General features: G+C 31.7%; 28 protein-coding genes. 21 read left to right on the top strand and 7 right to left on the bottom strand.

The features are described 5' to 3' along the window. Positions 1–60: 60 nt before the first annotated feature. Complete coding sequence (locus ABGB03_RS13995; protein ID WP_347923195.1) at positions 61–1116, bottom strand: ferredoxin--NADP reductase; 1056 nt, start codon at positions 1114–1116, stop codon at positions 61–63. 105 nt (positions 1117–1221) lie between these two features. Between ABGB03_RS13995 and ABGB03_RS13990 the strand changes: the two genes are divergently transcribed. From ABGB03_RS13990 to ABGB03_RS13905, 18 genes are all read left to right on the top strand, one after another. Further along, positions 1222–2697 carry a DUF5687 family protein gene (locus ABGB03_RS13990; RefSeq protein ID WP_347923194.1) on the top strand — a complete coding sequence of 492 codons (1476 nt, stop codon included), beginning with the start codon at positions 1222–1224 and terminating at the stop codon, positions 2695–2697. 7 nt (positions 2698–2704) lie between these two features. Further along, entirely contained in the window at positions 2705–3400 is a 696-nt protein-coding gene (locus tag ABGB03_RS13985) for an ABC transporter ATP-binding protein (protein WP_347923193.1), read from the top strand. A 117-nt stretch (positions 3401–3517) separates the two neighbouring features. Then, complete coding sequence (locus tag ABGB03_RS13980; RefSeq protein ID WP_347923192.1) at positions 3518–6055, top strand: hypothetical protein; 2538 nt, start codon at positions 3518–3520, stop codon at positions 6053–6055. A gap of 26 nt (positions 6056–6081) precedes the next feature. Then, on the top strand, positions 6082–6507 hold the full coding sequence (locus ABGB03_RS13975) for a polymer-forming cytoskeletal protein (protein ID WP_347923191.1): 426 nt from the start codon (positions 6082–6084) through the stop codon (positions 6505–6507). Beyond that, positions 6464–6700, top strand: coding sequence for an AtpZ/AtpI family protein (locus tag ABGB03_RS13970; protein WP_347923190.1), 237 nt, complete (start codon positions 6464–6466; stop codon positions 6698–6700). Before ABGB03_RS13975 ends, ABGB03_RS13970 begins: the two co-directional genes overlap by 44 nt. Before the next feature lie 83 nt (positions 6701–6783). Further along, positions 6784–7086, top strand: coding sequence for a hypothetical protein (locus ABGB03_RS13965; protein ID WP_347923189.1), 303 nt, complete (start codon positions 6784–6786; stop codon positions 7084–7086). Positions 7087–7200: 114 nt separating this feature from the next. Beyond that, complete coding sequence (gene atpB / locus ABGB03_RS13960) at positions 7201–8307, top strand: F0F1 ATP synthase subunit A (protein ID WP_347923188.1); 1107 nt, start codon at positions 7201–7203, stop codon at positions 8305–8307. A 42-nt stretch (positions 8308–8349) separates the two neighbouring features. Next, positions 8350–8544: an ATP synthase F0 subunit C gene (gene atpE, locus ABGB03_RS13955; protein WP_008272393.1), complete on the top strand. Its 195-nt coding sequence runs from the start codon at positions 8350–8352 to the stop codon at positions 8542–8544. An 85-nt stretch (positions 8545–8629) separates the two neighbouring features. Continuing rightward, entirely contained in the window at positions 8630–9130 is a 501-nt protein-coding gene (locus ABGB03_RS13950; RefSeq protein WP_347923187.1) for a F0F1 ATP synthase subunit B, read from the top strand. Positions 9131–9136: 6 nt separating this feature from the next. Beyond that, positions 9137–9673: an ATP synthase F1 subunit delta gene (gene atpH / locus ABGB03_RS13945; protein WP_347923186.1), complete on the top strand. Its 537-nt coding sequence runs from the start codon at positions 9137–9139 to the stop codon at positions 9671–9673. A 59-nt stretch (positions 9674–9732) separates the two neighbouring features. After that, positions 9733–11313 (top strand): F0F1 ATP synthase subunit alpha, encoded by a 1581-nt coding sequence (gene atpA, locus ABGB03_RS13940; protein WP_347923185.1) that lies wholly within the window; start codon positions 9733–9735, stop codon positions 11311–11313. A 37-nt stretch (positions 11314–11350) separates the two neighbouring features. After that, positions 11351–12211: an ATP synthase F1 subunit gamma gene (gene atpG, locus ABGB03_RS13935; protein ID WP_347923184.1), complete on the top strand. Its 861-nt coding sequence runs from the start codon at positions 11351–11353 to the stop codon at positions 12209–12211. 122 nt (positions 12212–12333) lie between these two features. Continuing rightward, on the top strand, positions 12334–12846 hold the full coding sequence (locus ABGB03_RS13930; protein WP_347923183.1) for a hypothetical protein: 513 nt from the start codon (positions 12334–12336) through the stop codon (positions 12844–12846). 53 nt (positions 12847–12899) lie between these two features. Then, positions 12900–14360: an oligosaccharide flippase family protein gene (locus tag ABGB03_RS13925; RefSeq protein ID WP_347923182.1), complete on the top strand. Its 1461-nt coding sequence runs from the start codon at positions 12900–12902 to the stop codon at positions 14358–14360. A 43-nt stretch (positions 14361–14403) separates the two neighbouring features. Then, positions 14404–14838, top strand: a complete 435-nt coding sequence (gene dut, locus ABGB03_RS13920; RefSeq protein ID WP_347923181.1) for a dUTP diphosphatase — start codon at positions 14404–14406, stop codon at positions 14836–14838. A gap of 65 nt (positions 14839–14903) precedes the next feature. After that, complete coding sequence (locus tag ABGB03_RS13915) at positions 14904–16265, top strand: hypothetical protein (protein ID WP_347923180.1); 1362 nt, start codon at positions 14904–14906, stop codon at positions 16263–16265. After that, complete coding sequence (locus ABGB03_RS13910) at positions 16262–17038, top strand: DUF4292 domain-containing protein (RefSeq protein ID WP_347923179.1); 777 nt, start codon at positions 16262–16264, stop codon at positions 17036–17038. The genes ABGB03_RS13915 and ABGB03_RS13910 overlap by 4 nt, the downstream gene beginning before the upstream one ends. Positions 17039–17040: 2 nt before the next feature. Further along, a complete protein-coding gene (locus tag ABGB03_RS13905) occupies positions 17041–18264 on the top strand; it encodes a peptidoglycan DD-metalloendopeptidase family protein (RefSeq protein WP_347923178.1) in 1224 nt (407 codons plus the stop codon). Position 18265: 1 nt separating this feature from the next. On the opposite strand, the gene ABGB03_RS13900 is transcribed toward ABGB03_RS13905, so the two are convergent. From ABGB03_RS13900 to ABGB03_RS13890, 3 genes are read right to left on the bottom strand one after another with little or no spacing between them, the layout of a single operon-like run. Further along, positions 18266–18481 carry a DUF6515 family protein gene (locus tag ABGB03_RS13900; protein WP_347923177.1) on the bottom strand — a complete coding sequence of 72 codons (216 nt, stop codon included), beginning with the start codon at positions 18479–18481 and terminating at the stop codon, positions 18266–18268. A 46-nt stretch (positions 18482–18527) separates the two neighbouring features. After that, a complete protein-coding gene (locus ABGB03_RS13895; protein WP_167607732.1) occupies positions 18528–19040 on the bottom strand; it encodes an acyl-CoA thioesterase in 513 nt (170 codons plus the stop codon). 57 nt (positions 19041–19097) lie between these two features. Continuing rightward, entirely contained in the window at positions 19098–20036 is a 939-nt protein-coding gene (locus tag ABGB03_RS13890; RefSeq protein WP_347923176.1) for an SPOR domain-containing protein, read from the bottom strand. Positions 20037–20138: 102 nt separating this feature from the next. Between ABGB03_RS13890 and dprA the strand changes: the two genes are divergently transcribed. Continuing rightward, positions 20139–21239, top strand: coding sequence for a DNA-processing protein DprA (gene dprA, locus ABGB03_RS13885; protein WP_347923175.1), 1101 nt, complete (start codon positions 20139–20141; stop codon positions 21237–21239). Between the two features lie 178 nt (positions 21240–21417). Next, the gene (locus ABGB03_RS13880; protein WP_347923174.1) at positions 21418–21777 is read left to right on the top strand and encodes a hypothetical protein; all 360 of its coding nucleotides are present in this window, start codon (positions 21418–21420) and stop codon (positions 21775–21777) included. Positions 21778–21813: 36 nt separating this feature from the next. Here the strand turns inward: ABGB03_RS13880 and trpS are convergent, their stop codons facing one another. Next, positions 21814–22782 carry a tryptophan--tRNA ligase gene (gene trpS / locus ABGB03_RS13875; protein ID WP_347923173.1) on the bottom strand — a complete coding sequence of 323 codons (969 nt, stop codon included), beginning with the start codon at positions 22780–22782 and terminating at the stop codon, positions 21814–21816. A gap of 111 nt (positions 22783–22893) precedes the next feature. Between trpS and ABGB03_RS13870 the strand changes: the two genes are divergently transcribed. Continuing rightward, on the top strand, positions 22894–23625 hold the full coding sequence (locus ABGB03_RS13870) for a lysophospholipid acyltransferase family protein (protein WP_347923172.1): 732 nt from the start codon (positions 22894–22896) through the stop codon (positions 23623–23625). Positions 23626–23713: 88 nt separating this feature from the next. Here the strand turns inward: ABGB03_RS13870 and ABGB03_RS13865 are convergent, their stop codons facing one another. Together ABGB03_RS13865 and ABGB03_RS13860 are read right to left on the bottom strand one after the other, a co-directional pair. Continuing rightward, entirely contained in the window at positions 23714–25267 is a 1554-nt protein-coding gene (locus tag ABGB03_RS13865; protein ID WP_347923171.1) for a hypothetical protein, read from the bottom strand. Beyond that, a complete protein-coding gene (locus ABGB03_RS13860; protein ID WP_347923170.1) occupies positions 25264–25806 on the bottom strand; it encodes an RNA polymerase sigma factor in 543 nt (180 codons plus the stop codon). The genes ABGB03_RS13865 and ABGB03_RS13860 overlap by 4 nt, the downstream gene beginning before the upstream one ends. Positions 25807–25874 lie beyond the last annotated feature (68 nt).

Raw genomic sequence — 25874 nt, 5'->3', positions numbered from 1 at the left:
ATTCAAAGATTAAAAACAAATAAATCAGACGAATAACATTATTTATATAGATTTTTGGACTTATACGTCGTCATAGTCTACTATAATTTTATTGGATGTTGGATGTGCTTGACATGTTAAAATGAGTCCTTCTGCAAGCTCGCTATCAGTTAAAATATTGTTTTGTCTCATAGTTGCTTCTCCTTCTTTAATTCGTGCAATACAACTACTACAAATACCGCCTTGACAAGAATATGGCACATCTAAATCTTCATCAAGGGATGCTTCAAGAATATTTCTTTTTTGAGACATTTCGAATGCTGTTTCTTCATCATTAACAATTACAGTAATATGTGTGTTTCCATCTTTAAGAGTGCCAACATTATCATTACTTGCTTTTGCGGCTTTAAATAATTCATAATGGATAATATCATCGTTTATATTATGATCAGTAAGCACATCTTTAACAGTATGAATCATACTTTCGGGACCACATAAATAAAAGGCATCGATAGTAGTATGCTTATATTCATTCTTAACAATTAAATTAACAGTACTTTTTTCTATACGTCCAAAAACAGCATCAGGTTCATTGGCTTGGCTGAATACAAATTTAATTGTTAGGCGATTACTATATTGATGTTGTAATTCTAGTAATTCGTTTAAGAACATAGTGTCTTTTGTCGTTTTATTACCATAAACCAAAACAACATTACTATTTGGTTCGTCTTCTAATACAGTTTTTACGATACTTAAAACTGGAGTAATACCGCTTCCAGCGGCAAAAGCAGCAATTGTTCTTGTTTTTGAAGCATCAGGTTCAAAAACAAAGCGACCCTTTGGAGGTGCTACTTCTAAAGTATCTCCAGTTTTTAATTGGGTATTAGCATACGATGAGAAAGTTCCATCTATTACTTCTTTTACAGCAACTTTTATCTCGTTACTTTTTTGAGACACACACAAAGAATAATCACGCCTAACCTCATTACCATTTAATGTTGTTTTTAAAGTTATATATTGTCCTGCTTTAAAATAAAATGTGTCTTTTAAGTTATTTGGAACCTCAAAATTTATGGTTACAGCATTGTCAGTTTCTTTTTGAATATCTTTTATTGTAAGGGTATAGAATTGTGACATTGAAATAATTTTTTTGCAAAAATAGTGAAGTAAATAGTTAATTTTTAATTTAGACTGTAACAAATTGACGATAATAGCAACAAATACATCAAACACAACCAAAACATGATTAAACATTTTATTAGCCTAGAGTGGAAGCAATTTACTCGTGCTTCTTATTTTCAGAAAGGGATAGCTATTAAAATTCTACTAATTTTAGGAGCACTATACTTTGGAGGTCTAGCCTTACTTTTGGGAGGAGGTATGTATTTTCTCTTTAAAGAAGCCATTCCAGATGTTGATCCATTAATTTCTGTCAATAACTTCTTAATTTATTGGGTAATGTTCGATTTACTTATTAGGTATTTTATGCAGCAATTACCAGTGATGAATGTAAAACCACTAATGACAATTCCTGTTAAACGGAATAGTGCTATCCATTTTTTATTAGGAAAAACAGTACTATCGTTTTTTAATTTTATAGCACTATTTATTTTCATACCATTTAGTGTCGTGTTAATTGTACAGGGCTATTCAGTATTGAATGTATCGTTCTGGTTTTTAGGCGTGATAGCACTTAGCTTTTGTGTTAACTTTCTTAATTTTCTTGTAAACAAGAATAATGTTGTCTTTTATACGGTACTTTCTTTATTAGTAGTTTTAATTGGCTTAGAAATGTATGACATTTTTAAAATTTCTAAACCAATTGGTGTGGCGTTTAATACTATGTATAATCAACCATATTTAGCCATTATCCCTTTACTACTAGCAATTGGTTTATATAGAGTAAATTTTAGTTTTATAAGAAAAGGATTTTACCTAGATGATGCTATTTCCAAAAAAGTAAAAGAAGCAAAAGCAACAGATTTATCATGGATGGATCGTTTTGGAAGCATTGCGCCATTTTTAAAAAATGATGTGAAATTAATTTCAAGAAACGTTAGACCAAGACAAGTATTAATGATGTCTTTCTTCTTTCTGTTTTATGGACTGTTCTTTTTTACTCAAAGTATGTATATTGAAAAAACCCCATATTTATTAGCTTTTGCAGCTATGTTTATTACGGGAGGGTTTTTATTAAGCTTTGGTCAATTAGTACCTTCTTGGGATAGTGAATATTATAAATTATTAATGAGTCAGAATATACCTTATAGACAGTATTTAGAATCCAAATGGTATCTTATGGTAGTTGCCGTAGCTATTTCTTTTGTTTTAAGCACACCATATATTTATTTTGGCTGGGATATTTATTTAATGATTGCCGCTGGCGCTATATTTAACATAGGGTTAAATACATTTATTACATTATTTGGAGGTGCTTTAAACCGAGTGCCAATAGAACTTAATGTTAAGGCTAAAGCATTTAGTAATACAAATGGATTTAATCCCACACAATTACTTATAGCATTACCTAAAATGTTATTGCCAATTTTAATCTTTTTTATTCCATATCAATTTATAAGCTTTAATGCAGGACTTATAGCATTAGCTTTAAGCGGTGTAATAGGAATTGTTTTTAAGAATTTTTTCTTAAACAAAATCGAAAATATCTATCAAAAAGGAAAGTATAAAACCATAGCTGCTTACGCAGAAAAAAAATAAAAAACCGATGATAACAGTAAGTAATTTATCTAAATCATATAATGAAGTTCAAGTTTTAAATTTACCTAGCTTAGATATTCCAAAGGGGCAAAGTTTTGGATTAGTGGGTAATAATGGAGCTGGAAAAACGACATTTTTTAGCTTGCTTCTAGACCTTATTAGACCTAGTTCAGGGTACATTAAAAATAATAATGTTTTAGTGCACGAAAGTGAAGAATGGAAACCGTTTACTTCATCTTTTATTGACGAAAGCTTCTTAATAGGTTACTTAACAGCCGAAGAATACTTTTACTTTATTGGCGAGTTACGTGGTCAAAATAAATCTGATGTAGATAATTTACTTGCGCAGTTTGAAGACTTTTTTCATGATGAAATTCTTGGAAAGAAAAAGTATTTAAGAGATTTAAGCAAAGGAAATCAGAAAAAAGCAGGTATTGTAGCTGCACTCATTGGAAACCCAGAGGTTATTATACTAGATGAGCCATTTGCCAACTTAGACCCGACAACTCAAATAAGATTGAAACAAATCATAAAGCATTTAGCAGAAAAACAAGGGGTTACAGTATTAGTTTCCAGTCATGATTTAATGCATGTTACAGATGTATGTGAACGCATTGTTGTACTTGAAAAAGGCGAAATAGTTAAGGATTTACAAACTAGTGAAGCGACTTTAAAAGAGTTAGAAGCTCACTTTACAAACTAGTATTTCGGCTAAAAGTCGACTATTTTTGCAGTTTAAAAGAAAAAAGATGATTATTTTTACGTTTTTGCATAATATTATGCAAGGCATTTAGTTATTCAATTACTAAACATACCAACGTTGAAGATATCTTTTAAATCCAAATCTATACTTCTACTTTCTGCTATTACTATTGCAGGATGTTCTCGCAAAAAAGACAATTTCGTTAGTAGAAATTTTCACGCTGTAGCCACAGAATATAATACACTGTACAACGGTTACAATGCTCTAGAACAAGGGCGAACAGATTTAAACAACGACTATCAAGATAACTATTGGGAAATTTTACCAATAGAGCGTATGGAAATTACGGACGAAATTGTACTCCCTGGACAATCTACCAACGATAATTTCGCCAAAGCTGAAGAAAAAGCTGTTAAAGCTATTCAAAAGCACGGAATGAATATACAAGGGAAAGAAAAAAACCCTCAAATAGATGAAGCATATTTACTTTTAGGTAAAGCAAGATATTTCGACCAACGTTTTGTACCTTCAATGGAAGCATTTAACTATATTTTGTTTAAATACCCTGCGAGTGATAAGATAAATCAAGCACGAATTTGGAGAGAAAAAACCAATTTGCGTCTAGAAAATGACGAATTAGTAATTACTAATTTAAAGCGTTTATTGTTTCAAGAAGAATTAAAAGGTCAAGACCTTGCCGATGCAACTTCAATGTTAGCACAAGCCTATATTAATACAAAATCATTAGATAGTGCTATAACGCAATTGGAAATAGCATCAAATGCTACTAAAAGTAATGACGAAAGAGGGCGCTATAAGTTTATACAAGGCCAGTTATATAATGCCTTGCAAAAACCAGACAGTGCAAATATGGCATTTGATAAGGTGATAGAACTAAATAGAAAAACGCCTAGAATCTATATGATTAGTGCACAAATCGAAAAAGCTAAAAACTTCGATTTTGAAAAGGGTAATAAGTTAGAATTTCTTGAACTGTTGACTGATATGGAAGAAAACAGAGAAAACAGACCTTTTTTAGACAAGATATATTATCAAATTGCCGAGTACCATAAAGCAAACCAATCGGACACCATAGCAGTTACGTATTATAATAAATCGCTTAGGACTAATTCTGCAGACAAATTTCTAAATGCGATGAGCTATCAAAACCTAGGTAATATGAGTTTTGATGATACCAAATATAAAAACGCAGGAGCTTATTACGATAGTACAATGCTTAATTTAAAGCAAAACAGTAAGATGTTTAGAGCTATTAAGCGTAAGCGAGACAATTTAGACGATGTTATTTTTTATGAAGATGTTGCTGTAAGAAACGATAGTATATTACAGTTAGTTAATATGTCCAGCGACGAACGTTTAGCATATTTTTTAGAGTATACCAACAAATTAAAGGAAAAGGCAGAAGCACTTAAAGCCGAAGCAGAATCGGCTAAATTAATTGCTCAACAAACTTCTAAAAACAATAATATTAGTAATAACCCTAGAGAGAACACAGGTAATAATACATCAACTTTCTATTTCTACAATCCAGTGACGGTTGCTTACGGTAAAAATGAATTTTTACAAAATTGGGGAGACCGTCAACTTCAAGATAACTGGAGATGGTCCAATAAAGGTGGTGGAAATACAACCCAAAGCAATATTGAAGAAGAGCTTGCATCTACCGAAGATAGTGAGCTATTTAAACCAGAATTTTACATATCAAAAATACCTGTTGAGCAAAAAGAAATTGATAGCTTAGCTAAGGATAGAAACTTTGCCTATTATCAATTAGGGCTTATCTATAAAGAAAAGTTTCAGGAATATCATCTTGCAAAAGATAAACTACTAGGGCTTTTAAATAATAATCCTGAAGAGCGCCTAATACTTCCATCAAAGTATAATTTATATAAAATATATGAAATACTTGAGCTTAATGGTGAAGCAGAGATAGCCAAAAATGATATAATAACAAATTATCCTGATTCTAGATACGCTTCTATATTATTGAACCCAGACGCAGATCTAGGAGAAGATGAAAGTAGTCCTGAAAACATTTATGAAACACTTTACAAAAAGTTCGAGAATCAAGAATACATCAATGTAATTGAGCAGTGCGACACATATATTGCAAAATTTGATGGGGAGAAGATAGTACCAAAGTTTGAGTTTTTAAAAGCAGTATCTAAAGCACGATTATATGGTTTTGAAAGCTATAACGAAGCAGTTAATTATATAGCATTAAACTATCCAAATAGTCCTGAAGGAAAAAAGGCAGAAGATATGATAGAAAATGTCATGCCTTTATTATCTAAAAGTGAATTTCAAAATAATGATGACTCTAAACACTTCAAAGCAATTTATCAATTTGTAGATGCTAAGGACGAAGAAATTGATGAGTTTTTAAAGAAACTAAATGAAGCTATTACTAAAATTGACTATTTCGAATTAAGTACTTCGAAAGATATGTATAATGAAAACACTACCTTTATAGTGGTTCATGGTTTAAAAAGTATTCAGGCAGCTAATGGATTTCGAGAATTTTTAAAGGATAAAAAACAAAATATTAGTAGAGAACATTTTGGTATTTCATCTCAAAACTATCAAATAGTGCAAATTCATAAAAACCTAGAGTCATATTTAAAATCTCTATAGTATAGAAACAATTAATAGCAAAAAATATGTTTTCAGATGGTAAAAGAGGAAGAGGAGATGCAGTCGAATCTTCAACACAACAAAATAGGATAGCCCAAGGAACCACAATTGTTGGTGATATTGTGAGTGAAGGAGGCTTTAGAATTGATGGAACAATTCAAGGTACTATAAAAACCCCAGGAAAAATAGTAGTTGGTAAATCAGGAATTATTAATGGTACATTAGAAGGTACTAATGCCGATTTTGAAGGACGTTTTTCAGGAAAAATGAAAATATCAGGTGTTTTGTCTTTAAAATCTTCAGCATTTATTGAAGGTGAAGTTGAAATTGGCAAACTTGCAGTAGAACCAGGAGCTACATTTAATGCTGTTTGCAGCATGAAAGGCGCGGTAAAAGAACTTAACAAAGGTGAGCAACAAAAACCAGGGTCAGAAACCGAAAGGTCAGCTTAAAAATGCACTAGTTCTTACTGGAGTTGGTTTACAAATGGGAATAATTATTTATCTATTTGTATTTTTAGGTAAATGGCTAGATTCCGAATACAATAATGGCGATAAATTATTTGTTATTTTTGGCACCTTATTAGGTGTTGCTGTATCTTTGTATGCTGTCGTGAAACAACTTAACCGAATTAATTCTAAATGAATAATACGTTTACCAGATTTTCCATCAAATTAATTATTGTTTTAATCATAGTTTTTGGGCTTCATATAGCTGTTCTAAGCTTGATGGATAAACCACTATTTGAAAACAAAATTGTACTTTCTTATATAATTAATTTAGCTTTAGCAGTAACCATATTTGGGATTCTTTACAAATATCGCGAGCGCTTTAAAAGCCAAATTGGGTTTCTTTTTTTAGCGGGAAGTTTTGTGAAATTCGCAGTCTTTTTTATGGTTTTTTATCCTTTATACAAAGCAGATAATGATATTTCGAGTTTAGAGTTTGCTGCTTTTTTTACCCCATATGCTATCTGTTTGATTTTAGAGACTTCTAGCCTTGTAAAATGGTTGAATAAAATGGATTTTTAGTGCAGTAATTTTCATGTCCTGTTTTAAGCCAAAATAAAATATAAAATAGTTTTTCTTTTTCATATAAAAACATACCTTTGCAGCGATTTTTAAGCCACTATTATTTAGAGTGATATGCAAAGAAAAATAACTATTAAAGCACTAACCTTAGTATTTCTGTTAATCTCATTTGTTTCTTATGCAAGTGAAGACACTCAAAAGGGTGATTTAAAGACTGAAATCAAAGAATATATCCAACACCACTTAGAAGACTCTTATGACTTTAGCTTAACATCGTATACAAATGATGCTGGCGAAAAAGTTTATTGGGGATTTCCACTTCCAGTAATTTTATGGGATAATGGTTTAAAGGTGTTTTCTTCATCAAAATTTCATCATGGAAAAACAGTTGCTGAGGTAGATGGTAATTTTTATAAAGTATATCATAACAAGATATACAAAACAGATGCCGAAGGGACTATTAATTACGATGCCGAACATTATCCAACAAACGTTAAGCCTTTAGATTTTTCTATGACTAAAAATGTTGTAGTCATTTTTTTAGTAGGTTTGTTGATGTTCTTCATGTTTAAAGGATTAGCAAAGTCATATGCGAAAAATAATGGTATCGCAAAAGGGACTACTCGTATATTGGAGCCAATCATACTTTATATAAGAGATGATATAGCCATTCCAAATATTGGAGAAAAGAAATACAAAAAGTATATGCCATACTTGCTAACGGTGTTTTTCTTTGTGTGGTTTATCAATATGTTAGGTTTAACACCATTAGGTGTAAATGTTACTAACAGTATTTCGGTAACAGTAGCTTTAGCATTAATCACATTTTTAATCACAAATTTTACAGGAACAAAAGACTATTGGAAGCATATTTTTGACCCATTAGGAGATACTATGCCTTGGTATGCTAAAGTTCCTTTATATATAATATTAATCCCTATTGAAGTTCTAGGAATTTTTATTAAACCCTTCTCATTATTAATTCGTTTATATGCCAATATAAAGGCTGGACACATAGTGATGATGAGTTTAATTGGTTTAATGTTTTTATTTAAGAGCTGGTTGGGTAGTCCATTATCATTTGGACTAGCTTTTGCTATCTCTTTAATTGAATTATTGGTGGCATTGTTACAGGCATACATTTTTACAATGTTATCAGCACTTTATTTTGGTTTTGCTGCAGAAGAGCACGAACACCACGAAGAAGCGCACTCTCATTAATTTGAGTTTAAATTGAATGTTTAATTTTTAAATATATTTATTATGGAAATCCCAGTAATGGTAGGTGCAGGTTTAGTTGTAATCGGAGTTGGTATTGGTATTGGTAAAATTGGTGGTTCAGCTATGGAAGCGATCGCTCGTCAACCAGAATCATACGGAAAGATCCAAACAGCTATGCTTATTGCAGCTGCGTTAATTGAAGGTATTGGTTTTGCTGCTTTATTTGCAGTAAGCTAGAGATCTTACAAAGTAACCTTGTAACGGTTGGTTGCAAGGTTACTTTATTTTTAAAAATTAAAAAGTATAACACTATAAATAGAATATGGAAAAGTTATTAGGAGAATTTTCGATTGGACTGTTTTTTTGGCAAACAGTATTATTCTTAGCATTACTATTCTTATTAAGAAAATTTGCTTGGAAACCAATTCTTAACGCTGTAAATGATAGAGAAGAAGGAATTAAAAATGCACTAGACTCTGCTGAAAAAGCAAAGTTAGAAATGCAAAACCTTCAAGCAGATAACCAAAAGTTATTAAAAGAAGCTAGAGCAGAAAGAGAAGAAATGCTTAAAGAAGCTCGTGAAATCAAAAACAAAATGATTGACGATGCTAAAAATGAAGCAAGAGAAGAAGCAGGAAAACTAATTGCACAAGCTCAAGCATCTATTCAAACAGAAAAGAAAGCAGCTATTGCCGAATTAAAATCGCAAGTAGCTAACCTATCTATTGAAATAGCTGAGAAAGTAGTTCGTGAAGAATTATCTAACAAAGACAAGCAAGTGAAATTGGTTGAATCTATGTTAAGTGAAGCAACTTTAAACTAGAGTTAAATGGCAGGGACAAGAGCAGCAATACGTTACGCAAAAGCAGTACTTAGCTTAGCAAGTGATCAAAACTCAGCAGATGCTGTAAATAATGACATGAAGTTAATAGCTACTACTATTGCCGAAAACGATGAATTAAGTCAAGTACTTGAAAGCGCAGTTGTAAAATCAGATATAAAGAAAGCTGCCTTGATTCAAATTTTCCCAAGTATAAATAGTATTAGTTCAGGATTGTTCAATGTGTTAGTGTCTAATAAGCGAATAGACATTTTAGGCAGTATTGCATCAAAATACAGTGAATTGTTTGATGAGTTAAATGGAAAAGAAATTGCACAGGTAACGACAGCCATTCCAATGACGAACGATTTAGAAATTAAAGTATTGGCAAAAGTAAAAGAGCTTACAAGTAAAGCTGTAGAGCTAGAAAATATAGTAGATGAAAGCATTTTAGGTGGTTTCATATTACGTGTTGGAGACAAGCAGTATAATGCAAGTATATCTAACAAATTAAATAAGTTAAAAAGAGAATTTACATTAAATTAAAAATACGTTAGAGTAGGATGTTTAGCATCTAACACCTAACGTCTAATATCTAAATAAAGATGGCAGAAGTAAAACCAGCTGAAGTATCAGCAATCTTAAAACAACAATTAGCAGGATTCGAAGCTACAGCATCATTAGATGAAGTAGGAACCGTATTAACTGTAGGTGATGGTATTGTACGTGCTTATGGACTTTCTAACGCTCAATATGGTGAGTTAGTAGAATTTGATGGAGGTCTTGAAGGAATTGTACTTAACCTTGAAGAAGATAATGTAGGTATTGTATTATTAGGACACTCTAAAGTAGTTGCTGAAGGTTCTACAGTAAAACGTACTGGTCGTATCGCATCTATTAATGTAGGTGAAGGTATTGTTGGTCGTGTTGTTGACACCTTAGGAACACCAATCGATGGTAAAGGACCTATATCTGGAGAAACTTACCAAATGCCTTTAGAGCGTAAAGCTCCTGGAGTTATTTATCGTGAGCCTGTTACTGAACCTTTACAAACTGGAGTTAAAGCAATTGATGCGATGATTCCTGTAGGGCGTGGACAACGTGAGCTAGTTATTGGTGATAGACAAACAGGTAAAACAGCTGTTTGTATAGACACCATCTTGAATCAAAAAGAATTTTACGATGCAGGTGAGCCTGTATATTGTATATATGTTGCTATTGGGCAAAAAGCTTCAACAGTAGCTTTAATTGCTAAAACATTAGAAGAAAAAGGTGCTTTAGCTTACACGACTATTGTTGCAGCAAACGCATCAGACCCTGCACCAATGCAAGTATATGCTCCTTTTGCAGGTGCTGCTATTGGTGAGTATTTTAGAGATACTGGTCGTCCAGCTTTAATTATTTATGATGATTTATCAAAACAAGCGGTAGCTTACCGTGAGGTATCTTTATTATTACGTCGTCCACCAGGGCGTGAGGCGTATCCTGGAGATGTATTTTACTTACACTCTCGTTTATTAGAGCGTTCTGCAAAAGTAATTAATGATGATGCTATTGCTAAAGAAATGAATGATCTTCCTGATTCTTTAAAATCTATGGTAAAAGGAGGAGGCTCATTAACAGCTTTACCAATTATTGAAACACAAGCAGGTGATGTATCAGCTTATATTCCAACAAACGTAATATCTATTACAGATGGACAAATCTTCTTAGATGGAGATTTATTTAACTCTGGTGTACGTCCAGCAATTAACGTAGGTATTTCTGTATCTCGTGTTGGTGGTAATGCTCAGATTAAGTCAATGAAGAAGGTAGCAGGTACTTTAAAATTAGATCAAGCGCAATTCCGTGAATTAGAAGCATTCGCAAAGTTTGGATCCGATTTAGATGCAGTTACTTTAAATGTAATTGAAAAAGGTAAACGTAACGTTGAAATCTTAAAACAAGCACAAAACGATCCATTTACAGTAGAAGATCAAGTAGCAATTATTTACGCAGGATCTAAAAACTTATTAAGAGACGTTCCGGTAAATAAAATAAAAGAATTTGAAAGAGATTTTATTGAATTCTTAAATGCTAAACACAGAGATGTTTTAGATAGTTTAAAAGCTGGAAAATTAACTGATGAGATTACAGATACATTAACAAATGTATGTAAAGACCTATCAGCGAAGTATAAAGCATAATTATTATTCTCACAATTGTGAGACTCATATTTAGAATATGGCAAACTTAAAAGAAATACGTAATAGAATTTCATCGGTATCTTCAACGATGCAGATTACTAGTGCCATGAAAATGGTATCTGCTGCTAAGTTAAAGAAGGCACAAGATGCAATTACTGCAATGCGTCCTTATGCTAATAAGTTAACTGAGCTTTTACAAAACCTTAGTGCAACTTTAGATGCAGACTCAGGAAGTAAGTACGCTTCACAAAGAGAAATTAATAAAGTGCTTGTAGTAGCTATTACTTCTAATAGAGGATTGTGCGGCGCATTTAATTCAAATATTATAAAAGAAGCTAATATCTTGGCAAATGAAACGTATGCGAATCAAGAGGTTTCTTTTGTAGCTATTGGGAAAAAAGCGAATGATGCATTATCAAAAACAGGCACTGTAATTGCTAATAATAGCCAGGTGTATGATGATTTAACATTTGAAAATGTTGCAGAAATTGCTGAAAGCTTGATGAAAAGATTTGTAGAAGGCGAGTTCGATAAAATTGAAATCGTTTACAACAAGTTTAAAAATGCAGCAACGCAAATTGTAATGACTGAGCAATTTTTACCAATTGTGCCGATGGAAGGAAGCTCAAATAACAATCAAGACTATATTTTTGAACCATCAAAAGTTGAAATTGTTGAAACGTTAATTCCAAAGTCATTAAAAACACAATTGTACAAAGGCATTAGAGATTCTTTTGCTAGCGAACATGGCGCACGTATGACAGCAATGCATAAAGCTACAGATAACGCTACAGAGTTAAGAGATCAATTAAAATTAACTTACAATAAAGCACGTCAAGCGGCAATTACTAACGAAATTTTAGAAATTGTTGGTGGAGCTGAAGCCTTGAATAATTAGCATGGTCATACTAAACTTGTTTCAGTATTACATTATAAAAATAGTCCAGCCTTACTTTTTAGTAAGGCTTTTTTTATGGCATAGCTCTTGATTTAGTATCTTTATAATAAATAGCTTAGCAAATGAAAACCCTAAAACAAATATTTAAACTCTTAATTCTAACAGTTATTATGTCTAGCTTTTCTCAATGTTCAAGTGCACAAAAACTTGAAAGAAATGCGCCTGTAATATTTGGCGATGTATATTGTAAACAATGGGTTTCAGGAATAGAAGGAGGACCAACTGGGTTAGACATCTATATTGAGGTAAAAGATTCAGAATTTCTATTAGATAGTGTTTATTTTAGAGATAAAGTAACCAAACTAAAGAAAAATCCTCAAAATAATAAGCAATACATTGGTAGTTTTGTAATACCATCTACAAAAAAACAAGATATTGTTATGAGTAGCGACTCTAAAGCTGAATATGGTAACAAAATACCTGAAAAGCCTATTAGAACTCCATTTGAATTGGCACATAATGAATGTGTAATTAGTTATAAAGTCAATGGAAAAACTAAGTATTATAAGATTACTAATGTGGCCGAAATACATTCTATAGACGTTCCAATGTCTCCAGCATCTAATAAGAACTAATGTTGCAAAACATTTACTAATAGTGTACTTTTAGTGCTTATAAAATTCACTTTTTGAGCGCATTTCAAAAACTTTTTAAGCAAACAGTTATTTATGGTCTAGCAACCGTTCTACCTAGGATGCTTAGCTTTTTGTTGGTGCCACTTTACACTACTGAAGGTGTCTTAACTTCTGTAGCAGAATATGGAGAAGTATCAGTCATCTTTTCATATTTCGTAATATTTAATGTTGTTTTGGCTTATGGTATGGAAACAGCTTTTTTTAGGTTTTTCAATAAAGAAGAAGATAAAAATCAAGTTGTTGGGACTTCTGCAATTTCACTAATTGTGTCTTCTTTAGGCTTTTTCGCCTTAGCATTGATTTTTCAAAATCAGATAGCCTCTTTTATTGATATTGATGTAAAATATATCAATTTGGTTATTTGGATTTTACTATTAGATGCCTTGGTCATTATTCCATTCGCATGGTTAAGAGCCAACGAAAAACCTAAACGCTATGCAATCGTTAAAATTTTAAATGTAGTTATTAACCTTGGTCTTAATATATTCTTCTTATTAGCTTTAAAAGACTTGGCTTCTAACAATTCTGTGTTTGAAAGTATATACAAGCCAGATTTTCAAATTAGTTACATTTTCATAGCCAATCTTATTGCAAGTGCTGTAACATTATTGTTAATGTTGCCATTTTACAGTAAAATTAAATATGTGTTTAATTCACAGCTATGGAAAACCATGTTTCGTTATGCGTTTCCTGTGCTTATAGCAGGTGTTGCTTTTTCAATAAATGAAACATTCGATAGAATTTTACTTAAGGAATTACTTCCAGCAGATGTTGCCGAAACAGATATTGGAATGTATTCAGCATGTTATAAAATTGCTTTATTCATGACACTGTTCGCAACGGCCTATAGACTTGGTATAGAGCCGTACTTTTTTAGTCATTCAAATAGTAAAAACCCACAAAAAAACTATGCAAAAATTTTAGAGTTATTTGTAGCATTTGGTTCTGTAATTTTATTGAGTGTAGTTGTTTTTGCAGATTTACTAAAACCACACATAGTAAGAAGCGAAGATTACTGGGAGGCCATGTGGATTGTTCCAATAATCCTGTTAGCTAACTTTTGTTTAGGTATTTATCATAACTTATCAGTTTGGTATAAAATTACTGACAGAACAAAATTTGGTGCCTACATTTCAGTTTTTGGAGCCACCATTACCTTAGCGATTAACATATTTTTCATAAAAGAATATAGTTATAAAGCCTCTGCAATTGCAACTCTAGTAGCTTATAGTGTCATGATGTTATTATCGTATTACTATGGCAGAAAGTTTTACCCAATACCTTACAATCTTAATAAAATAGGAATCTATTTAGGTTTATCTATTGTATTTTCTGTCGTATCATTTTACTATTTTAGAGAGATTTATGTAATAACAATACCAATGCTTTTAGTTTTTATTGCTATAGTATATCTGTTAGAAAAAAAGGAATTAAAGCAGTTATTGAAACGATAGTGGTAGTTAATTTATTAGAAATTGAAAATATAATTAGTAAAAAATGAACATTAAAATAATAAACAAATCCAATCACGCTTTACCGCATTATGAAACTATTGCTTCTGCAGGAATGGATTTAAGAGCGAATTTATCAGAACCGAGAATTTTAAAACCTTTAGAACGAAGCATAGTAGGGACAGGACTTTTTATTGAACTCCCTATTGGTATTGAAGCACAAGTTCGTCCACGAAGTGGTTTAGCAGCTAAAAAAGGAATAACAGTATTGAATGCTCCTGGTACTATTGATGCAGACTATAGAGGTGAAATTGGCGTGATTCTTGTTAATTTATCAAATGAAGAATTTATCATTAATAATGGTGAGCGTATCGCGCAATTAGTGATTGCAAAGCATGAACGTGCCGAATGGGAAGAAGTAAACGTGCTTTCTGAGACCGAAAGAGGTGAAGGAGGCTTTGGGAGTACAGGAACCAAATAATGTGTTAAAAACACCCTAAATAAAATCTTAAGGCGTCTAAAATACGTAATTTAGAGGCAGATATAATGAAGCTGAAAACCCAAATACTATTATTGATTCTTGGAATTATTTTTATTCCACAAACGCTTTTTGCCCAAGTCGATTTTAATAAAACTTCTGATGACGATTTAGGGAATTTCGAAGATGAATTTCAAGAACACTTCTATGAAGCCTTAAAGCAAAAAGGAATTGAAAACTATGATAGAGCAGTTAAGTCATTACTAAAATGCTTAGAATTGGACGATTCCAAAGCTGTTATCTATTTTGAATTAGGAAAAAATTATGCGCTGCTTAAAAACTTTGGAGCTGCCGAAGACGCACTAAAAAAGGCTATAGACAAAGAATCCGACAACGTATGGTTTCTTGATGAACTTTATGGCGTTTATTACCAACTAGATGACTATAATAAAGCATTAAAAACAGTAAAGCAGTTGGTGAAATTTCATCCAGATTATAAGGAAGATTTAGTATCGCTTTATATTAAAAATAAAAAATATAAAGATGCTTTAAAAACTTTGGATGAGTTAGATAAAGATTATGGTGTTTCTGAAAGACGTGATTTTATGCGCAATCAAATTTATAATGCAACAGGAGGAGATAAAGAAAGAATAGAAAACCTTGAAGAACGTGTTGCTAAAAATCCTGATAACGAAGCACTATACTTACGATTAATTTATAGATATAGTGAGTTAGGTAATCAAGAAAAAGCGTTTAACACGGCAAAAGAGCTTTTAAAAAATAAGCCTAACTCCCATACAGTACATTTAGCACTATATAAATTTTATTTAGCCGATAATAATGCTAAAGAAGCGATAAATTCAATGAAAATTGTACTTACAAGTGCTAAAATAAAACCTGATGCTAAAACAAAGGTTTTAAATGATTTTGTGTCTTTTGTAAAAAATAATCCAGAATATGAAAATGACTTATTAGAAGTAACCACTATGGTAACAGATGATAAGAACGGAAAGTCGAATATTGAACTAGCACAGTATTATTTGCAGAAAGGAAATAAAGAAATGGCTTTAAAGTATTATGAGATGGCTTTAAACAAAGATTCTGAAAATTTCGAGGTGATAAAAAATACAATTTTACTTTATATTGATAGTAAACAACATCAAAAAGTAATCGATTTAGCAACTAAAGCATTAGATGTATTCCCATCGCAACCAATAATTTATTTAGCAAACGGTGTAGCATTTAATCATTTAAATCGTCCTAAAGATGCAATAGAGACACTTGAGATAGGTGTTGATTATGTGATTGATAATGCTCAAATGGAAATAGACTTCTATAAACAGCTTAGTACAGCTTATAGAATGATTAATAATATTACTAAAGCTAATGCGTTTTCTAAGAAAGCTGAAAACGTTTTAATTAAACAATGAAAAAATTAAATCAAATAGTATTATTGGTGTTGCTTATACTAAGTTTTAGTTGTAAGTCTATTAAAAATGTAGCAACCAATGGCGAGTTAGATACTAAAATATCTTCAAAGCAATTGATAAAGGAGCATACTAAAACATTTACGAAGTTTAAAACTCTTCAAGCACGTGTTAAGGTAGAATATTTGCAAGGAGATATGGAGCAAACTCATAGTATTAATCTTAGAATGGAAAAAGATAAGACCATTTGGTTAAGTGCTACTTTAGGTATTGTTCGCGCAAAAATAACTCCAACCAAGGTGAGCTTTTACAATAAGTTGGACAACACCTATTTTGATGGAGACTTCTCATTAATTAGTGACCTTTTAGGGACCGATTTAGATTTTAATAAAGTACAAAACATGTTGTTAGGAGAAGCACTTTTTAATTTAACCTCTAATAATTACAAGGCAGATGTTCATGAAAAATCTTATTTACTTCAACCAAAAAAACAAAGCGAATTACTTGAGGTTTTATTGCTTTTAAACCCATCACATTTTAAAATGGATTCGCAGCAAATTTCTCAGACTTTAAAACAAAGAATGCTACAAATTGACTATAAAGACTACCAAGAAGTTGATAAACAAGTATTGCCAAAAAGTGTCAATATTATAGCTGTGGAAGGCAATTTTGAAACCCAAATCAATATGGAATTTAAGTCCGTTTCGTTAGATAGTGATTTAAGGTTTCCTTTCCGTATTCCAACAGGATTCAAAGAAATTATTGTAAAAAGATAAAAGTGGTAAATGTATTTTCATATAAGACATATTTCTTTTTACTTCTATTTATTTGTGGCTCATTAGTTCAAGCTCAAAGTACAAAACAGAAGCAGTTAGAAGAACGTCGTCGTGTACTGACACGTCAAATTAATCAGTTTGAACGACTCATGTCTCAAGGCAAGAAAGAGCAAACCACTATTCTATCTAGTTTGGATAATATTAATTACAAAATTTCTGTCAGACAAGATTTAATTAGAAATATAAATCAGCAAGCAAATAATTTAACCAGAGAGATTAATAACAACCAAAAAGAAATCACCAATCTTAGAAACCGTTTACAAGTTTTAAAAGATGAATATGCTGCAATGCTTGTTAAGTCTTACAAAAGCAGATCCGAAGAGAGTAAAATAATGTTTTTATTGTCTTCAAATAATTTTCAACAAGCTTACAAACGCTTGCAGTATATAAAGCAATATGCAAATTATCAAAAAAAGCAAGGCGAAGAAATCAAGTTGCAAACAGTAAAACTTCAAGAGTTAAATAAAAATCTTCAGGTTCAAAAACAGGACAAACAAAAGTTAATAGAAGCTAATAGATTAGCAAAAAAGGAACTAGATAAAGAACTCAAAGAGCATAAGGCTTTAATGGCTTCTGTTAGTAAAAATATAAGTGAGTATAGATCTCAAATTAAAACTAAGCAAAGAGAGGCTGAGAAAATTGATAAGGAGATAGAAAAAATAATTAGAGCAGCCATTGCTGCATCTAATAAAAAAGCTGGAAAATCAACTACTTCAAGAACATTTGCCTTGACTCCTGAAGAAGAATTATTAGCCTCGAGTTTTGTAGCCAACAAAGGTAAATTACCTTGGCCAGTTAACGAAGGGTTTATTAAAGTACCTTTTGGAACAAAACCTTCACCTATAGACAGAACAGTTAAGATTACTAATAATGGCGTTAGAATAGAAACCAATAAAGGCGAAAAAGTACGTGCAGTATTTAATGGGACAGTAAATTCTGTGGTGGTTCAAAACAATGGGAATAATATTGTAATGATTCAACATGGAAATTATTTCACCATTTACAAAAACCTATCCATAATCTATGTCAAAAAAGGAGATAAAGTAACCACAAAACAAGACATAGGTGAAGTTAGGACTAACAAAGCTTCAGGTGAGGCCATATTGAGTTTTGGCGTGTGGAAAGGTCTTGAAAAACAAAATCCAGCGTATTGGATTAAGCGATAGTTTATACTCTTATAAATACATATCCTTTTTTAGTTTTTCTGTAATGTTTACCATTCCAAAAGTAATAACGCTTTCCTTTTACAATTACAATTTTATGATGTTTGGGAGCTACTTTCACAACAGTAGTTGTATGCGCAGGTCTTACTGCAATTCGTGACACACAAGATGTAGTAGAAAATAAAATGACAATTCCGAAGATTAAAAAATAAGTTCTCATAGCATTTGGGTTTTGTTACTATAAGACTTATTGAATTCAAAAAGGTTTAATCAAAAAACAAGGCTTTAAGCTCTGTAGCTTCATCTGGTTTCATTTTTCCAGCAAGCACTAGGCTTAATTGTTTTCGCCTTAAAGCTCCATCAAAGCGAATTTTCTCTTCTTCTGTTTCTGGAATGATTGCAGGAATTTTAACAGGACGACCAGTTTCATCAACAGCCACAAAGGTATAAATAGCCTCATTGGCTTTAGTACATTCACCAGATTCTCTATCATCTATCCATACATCTAAATATACTTCCATAGAAGATTTGAAAGCTCTTGAAACTTTAGCTTCAACAGTTACAACACTACCTAAAGGTACAGGATGTTTAAATGCCACATGGTTAACGGATGCGGTAACCACAATTCTTCGTGAATGACGTCGTGCAGCAATACTTGCAGCACGATCCATTCGAGCTAGTAACTCGCCTCCAAATAAATTATTTAAAGGATTGGTTTCACTTGGTAAAACCAAGTCGGTCATTGTTGTTTTAGAATCGTTAGGATGTTTAGCTTCCATGTGCATTTTATTTGAAATGCAAAGGTAAGCCCCTTTTAAAAACTAAAGAAGTAAAATTTAATTAAGTTTTTGTGCTAATAACCAAGCATCAGGATTGTGCGTTCTTTTAATTTTATAAAGTTCACGTTGCGCTTCTGCTCTTGTGTCGTAACTAGAATACACTACTTGATGTAGTCCATATTTGTTGGCACCTATTTTTCTAGCACTAAAACCTTGAGCGTGTAATTGTTTTAGTTTTTTATCGCAATTTTCTTCTACACGGAAAGCACCAGCAACAATATGGAAATTTCCACTCTGTTTAGCAACATTTAAAGTTACACTTGGCAATGGGTTATTAATAATAAAAGTAGCTTCTTGAATCTTATTTTCTAATTCTTGAGTAGCCTCTTCTTGTGCCAATTGATTGTGAGCATCAATTTGATTAAGATAGTAATTTGATGCTCCAAAGCCACCTAAGGTTAATGCTATAACTGCTATAGCAGCATATTTTAGATAGTTTCTAGACTTACGTTTTTCTGGTGTAAATGCAATAGGAGTAACTTTTTCAAGCTTTTCAATTTGCTCTTTGTAAGCTTCTCTTGTAATACTTGGCGATATAAATTTTGCCAATCCAAACGCGTCAGTTAAATAGTTTAAATGGTAAGAAGGTTCAAACGTAATTTTACCTTCACCATTTAAAGTAATGTCTCCTATATTTTTAAATGACAAAGTTTCTCCTTGCGCTAAATATGATTTAATAGATTTTGTTTTTTTTGCAATCTTTTTTACAGCAACTTCATAGGGTGTTTTTTCAACATCAGCGATGTAATTTGCTAATAAACCATCATTGTTTTTAAGTTGCTCGTTAAAGGATAATACTTTTTTTGGAGGATAAAAGGTATTGCTTGTAACATCAACTTTTGCAGACACAGGCTGTGTTAAAAATGCTCCAAAATCTGGAATAATTACACACTCATATCTGTATAATAAATCGCTTATATAGGTTTCCAATTGCATAGAAACAAAGTTAAAAATTTTTCAATCCGTAAAAAAGTTCCTCCAACTATTTATTAACAATGTAATTTTTAGTTTCTTGTACGTTGTAATTCAATGATGTACATGTCCAATACCAATTTATTATATGCTTTAGCCTTACAAAATGCTCCAAATATTGGGGACATTACAGCTAAAAAACTCATTGCGCATTGTGGTTCTCCTGAGGCTGTTCTAAACGAAAAGAAACAGAACTTGCTAAAAATTGACGGTATTGGTAGATACGCTATTGCCGATTTGCATAAAGACATATTGATAGAAAATGCTGAAAAGGAGTTAGAATTTATAAAGAAAAATGATATTGTTAGTCATTATTTTATGGAGGGCAGTTATCCTGAGCGATTAAAACACTGCGTTGATGGGCCTATTTTATTATTTCAGAAAGGAAATATAAACATAAAAACCCAGCCTATTATTAGTATAGTTGGCGCACGAAAAATTACCACTCAAGGAATTGCTAATTGTGAATCGATTGTTGAACGTTTAGCTCCCTATAATCCGATTATTGTGTCTGGATTTGCTTATGGTACAGATATTACAGCGCAAAAAGCGGCTATGAAACACAATTTACAGACTATTGGATGTTTAGCACATGGGTTTAATCAAATCTATCCTAAGGTTCATAAAAAATATGTGGCTGATATTGAAAGCCATGGAGGATTCTTCACTGATTTTTGGAGTACTGATGAGTTTGACCGAAACAACTTTTTAAAACGAAACAGAATTATTGCAGGATTAAGCGAAGCAACTATTGTTATAGAATCTGCCGAAAAAGGAGGGAGTTTGGTTACAGCGGATATCGCAAATTCATATAATCGAGAGGTGTTTGCAGTTCCAGGGCGTATTACCGATACGCAAAGCATTGGATGCAATAATCTGATTAAGTTACAACGCGCTCATTTACTCTCTAAAGCTGAGGATATTCCTTATATACTTAATTGGAAGCTAGAAAGCGAAGAAAAGCCTATCCAAAAACAATTGTTTGTTGAATTAGATACTGATGAAAAGTTGATTTATAATTTCTTAAAAGAGAATGGAAAGGAATTACTAGATATAATTGCTTTAAAATGTAATGAGCCAACTTTTAGAGTGGCTTCCATTTTATTGACAATGGAACTAAAAGGCGTTGTCAGACCATTACCTGGGAAACAGTTTGAGATTATATAAATTCTTCTGAATACAGGAATCTTTTAATTGAAACTATAAACTGGAAGAAAAAACGATAAATTTTATTTATTATTTAGAGCAACCTTTAGAAGAATTATTAAAGGAAGAAAGCTTAGAATTAGTTAAAGATAAATTATGTGAAATAGAAGGATACACACCTAGAATATTTGAATTTGAAATGAATATAGAATATTTTGGGACACAAATTAATAGCGTGTCCGTAACACTTGATGAGAAAAAGCTAATACAGTTGATAACTGTTAAGTCTATTTCAATTGTAGATAAATGCTTTTTAGATGCTTTTATTAATACATATAACAACCCAGCACATATATCTAAGATAGATAAATTGATATATGAATCAGACTCTATGAACAAAGATGAATTTCATCAAAAACTAAGAAAACGAAAATATTCTACTAAAGAAGTTTCTATAAATGAGACACCTGATTTTATTTTATGGGAAAAACAAGACTATAAAATTGAAATTAGATTTCATTACGATTACAATGCTACTCAAATTATATTTCGAAATTAAAGTAAACATTTACGTCACTTTCTGCGTAAGGATTTATTAATACCCAACCTTAGCACGAACTCTTCTCAAAACACCATCAGCCACTACTTTTGCTTTTTCAGCACCAATAGCCAAGGCTTTGTCAATTTCGTTGAGGTTATCCATATAATAATTGTAACGCTCTCTTTCAGATGAGAATTTATCAATGAGTAATTCAAATAAAGCTTGTTTTGCATGGCCATAACCATAACCACCTGTAGAGTAATTGGTTTTCATGTCTGCTATTTGAGCGTCATTAGCAACGAGCTTGTAAAGCGCAAAGCAATTGCAGGTTTTCCAGTCTTTAGGATCTTCTAAAGGTGTACTATCTGTAGCAATAGCCATAATTTGTTTTCGCAATTGCTTATCTGGCAAAAACAAATTGATAATATTATTTTGGCTTTTACTCATTTTACCACCATCTGTTCCAGGAACATACATAGTGTCTTTTTGTATATCAGCCTCAGGTATTACAAAGGTTTCTCCAACTTTTGAATGAAAACGTGAGGCGACATCACGTGTCATTTCAATATGTTGTAATTGGTCTTTTCCAACAGGAATAATATGAGCATCGTACAATAAAATATCTGCAGCCATAAGCATTGGATAGGTAAACAAACCTGCGTTTACATCTTCTAATCTATCAGCTTTGTCCTTAAAACTATGTGCTAACGTCAATCTTTGATAAGGAAAGAAACAGCTTAAATACCATGAAAGTTCAGTTACTTGAGGTACATCACTTTGGCGATAAAACACGGTTTTATCAATATTTAAACCAAAGGCTAACCAAGCAGCAGCAGTAGAGTAAGTATTGTTTTTTAACGTATCAGCATCTTTTATTTGGGTTAATGAGTGCATATCTGCAATAAATAGAAATGACTCATTGTTTGGGTCATTACTCATTTGTATTGCAGGAATAATTGCTCCTAAAAGATTTCCTAAGTGCGGTGTTCCTGTACTTTGCACACCAGTTAGTATTCTAGCCATATTCATTTCCCACGAAAGTAGGAATATCTTTAATTAATAATTCTTTATAATGAACACAAAGGTAATTTTTTTGATAGAATAGCTCAATTAAATTAATTAGATTTGGCTCTAATGAAATTTTTAAAATATCCTTTCTGGATTTTATATCGTATTTGGTTTTATGTACTTGTTGCTGTACCAATAATTATTCTATTTCCTTTTCTTATTGTTTCCATAACTAAAGAACGATGGTATCCTTTCTTTTTTAAGTTAGCACGTATTTGGTCAAAATTTATTTTAATTGGCATGGGTTGTAGCTGGAAAATCACTAAGCTGCAAAAGTTAGAAAAAGGTAAAAGTTATATGTTTATTGCCAACCACACATCTATGATTGACATTATGCTGATGTTAGTGACTATTAAGGAGAACCCTTTTGTGTTTGTTGGGAAAAAGGAATTAGCTAAAATTCCGTTATTCGGATTTTTCTATAAAAGGACATGCATACTAGTTGATAGAAGTAGCGCTAAGAGCAGGCAAGCAGTTTTTTTAAGAGCACAAAGACGTTTACAATCTGGATTGAGTATTTGTATTTTTCCTGAAGGTTTAGTGCCAGAAGAAGAAGTTCTTTTAGCTGATTTTAAAGACGGTGCTTTTAGATTAGCAATCAAGCATGAAATTCCAATTGTACCAATAATTTTTTACGATAACAAAAAACGATTTTCATACACTTTTTTTAGTGGAGGCCCAGGAATGCTACGTGTAAAAATTCATGAATTCTTAGATACAAAGCATTTGGAAATTGAAGACACAAAACAATTGAATAATGCTTCTAGAGATATTATTTTGCAAGAGCTTCAAGTATAAAAAAAGTCACTCTGCTAAGAGTGACTTTTAAAAATTATTGATACTTCTAAGTCAAAGTACAATAACCAACCTAACCAACTAAAAAATCTTAAAATTTAAAGCTCAAACCAGAATATACTCCTATAAAATATGGCTTAAAGTTACCAGAAGTATTTCTAAAAGTGTTTAATTGATATTTAAACATAGGTTCAAGATTTATATTAATATTATTTGATACTTTATAGTTAAAACCTAACCCAAGGTTAGCACTATAACTCAAATTATTAATATTTGTTGCCTTGCCAATTAAAGTACTATTACCATTTAACGTAGAATAAATTTCGTTTGTATTTAAAAATAAGGCGCTAAAACCTCCAATGGCATTAACTCCTAATTTAGTATTTGTGATTTTATATTGAATCTCTAAAGGGATTTCTAAAAATCCTAATTCTTGATTAATTGAGGCATTAAAATCGTTTGACAGAGGTTCAGGTACTTGAGCAAAACTCATTCCTGCTACAGTAACATAAGCTAATTCAGCAGGAGTTTTATCAATGTCAATATTTTTAGTAGCAATAGATTTAATAGGATTTAATTCCATATCGTTAGCATCAAAAACATCATGTGTATTGTAACCAAGTTTCACATTATTAACACCAACTCTAACATTAATTTTATCATTTATAGCATAACTAGCTGACACACCATAACTCATATTAACTTCTCCCGATTTTGTGTTGTTTACAAATTCAGCATCCATGGAAGATCCAGTTCCTAGCGAATTAAAGTAAACAGGTGCAATATTTGGAGCTAAACTCCAGCGCTTAGAAATTTCTTCTTCTGTTAACTCGTCTTCTATTTCTTTTGTTTTATTGTTTTCAGCAATAGCCTCTTCAATTGAAATTTTTCCAATGTCACTATCTTTTTTATCAACTTTAGCATTTTCAGCTATGGCGTCAGTAATTGTTGATTTTTCATCCTTACTCAAATCTTCTTCATTTCTAAGTTTGTTAAGCTTTGAATTTTCAAGATTAGCTACTGTAGATTTTTCATCATAGGTTTTTGAAAGTTCTTTTTGAATAGAATTTTTTTGAGATTCAACTTCATTAGTTTTTTCAGAATTTGAATTAGAAGCAACGGTATTAGTAATAGCTTTATTTGTCAACTTGCCTTTGGAAGAAGTGGAGACTTTATCATTATTCGCTACAACAGACTCATTTTTATTTATTATGGCATTTTTGGAATTCTTTTGGATATTGTTTGATGGTTGTTTTTTAGTGGCGTTCTCATTTAAATTAGAATCTTCTTGAGCTAACTTTTCAGCATCAATAACATTATCGGAGTCAATTGTTTTTGAATCCAAAGTACTATCAGGATTTTTAGTATTTTGTTTGTTTCTAGGTTCGGTATCCACAATAGTTTCGTTTACATCTGGAGCAGAATTGTTGTCTTGAAAAAATATATTATTTCCTAAAGTGATTAACAATAGCAAGCCTGCTGCAATTGCAGAAAGTTTCATCCATAATGGAATTACTTTGCGTTGCTTATGGTTATTAAGCAATTGCTCAGAAACATTATCCCAAACAGAAAGACTAGGTGATGCCTCGAAATTTTTTAGTCCTTCTTGAAATAACCTATCTATATGTTTTTTTTCATTTTTCATAATGATTGCGAATCTAAATTCGCCATATAACTTTCTACTTTATCTTTTAATATTTTTCTTGCTCGAGCAAGATTTGATTTTGTTGTTCCTGTAGTTATTTCTAACATACCGCTAATCTCTTTGTGAGAATATCCATCTAACACATATAGGTTAAACACCAATCTATATCTATCCGGAAGCTCTTGTATTGAGTTTAGTAAAAAATCTATATCTACAGTTTCAGTTTCTATTTCAACATAAACATCTTCAATTTGATTTTCATTAACTATATCAAAAACCCCTTGGGTTCTGTAACGCTGTAAAGCAGTATTAATAGTAATTCGTTTTAACCAACCTTCCAAAGATCCTTTCCCACTATACTGTGATATTTTTTTAAAAATTGTCAAAAAAGCATCTTGCAGAGTGTCTTCAGCTTCTGCACGATTTCTACAATACTTTAAACAAAGAGCGAAAAGCTTGCTCGAGTAGAGCTTATATAAATCACTTTGCGCCTTTGTATCATTGTTTCTGCACTTTTGTAAGAGTTGTTCTAAACTCAATTATCACATGTATATTATTTAATTATAATACTAACTTCATACATTAGATGAGCATTCTTTAAAAAGGT

The sequence above is a fragment of the Pontimicrobium sp. SW4 genome (genome assembly GCF_039954625.1).
In the GTDB taxonomy this organism is placed as follows: Bacteria; Bacteroidota; Bacteroidia; order Flavobacteriales; family Flavobacteriaceae; genus Pontimicrobium.
The sequence above is the reverse complement of the archived record's forward strand: the minus strand, read 5'-3'. Positions and strand labels throughout refer to the sequence as shown.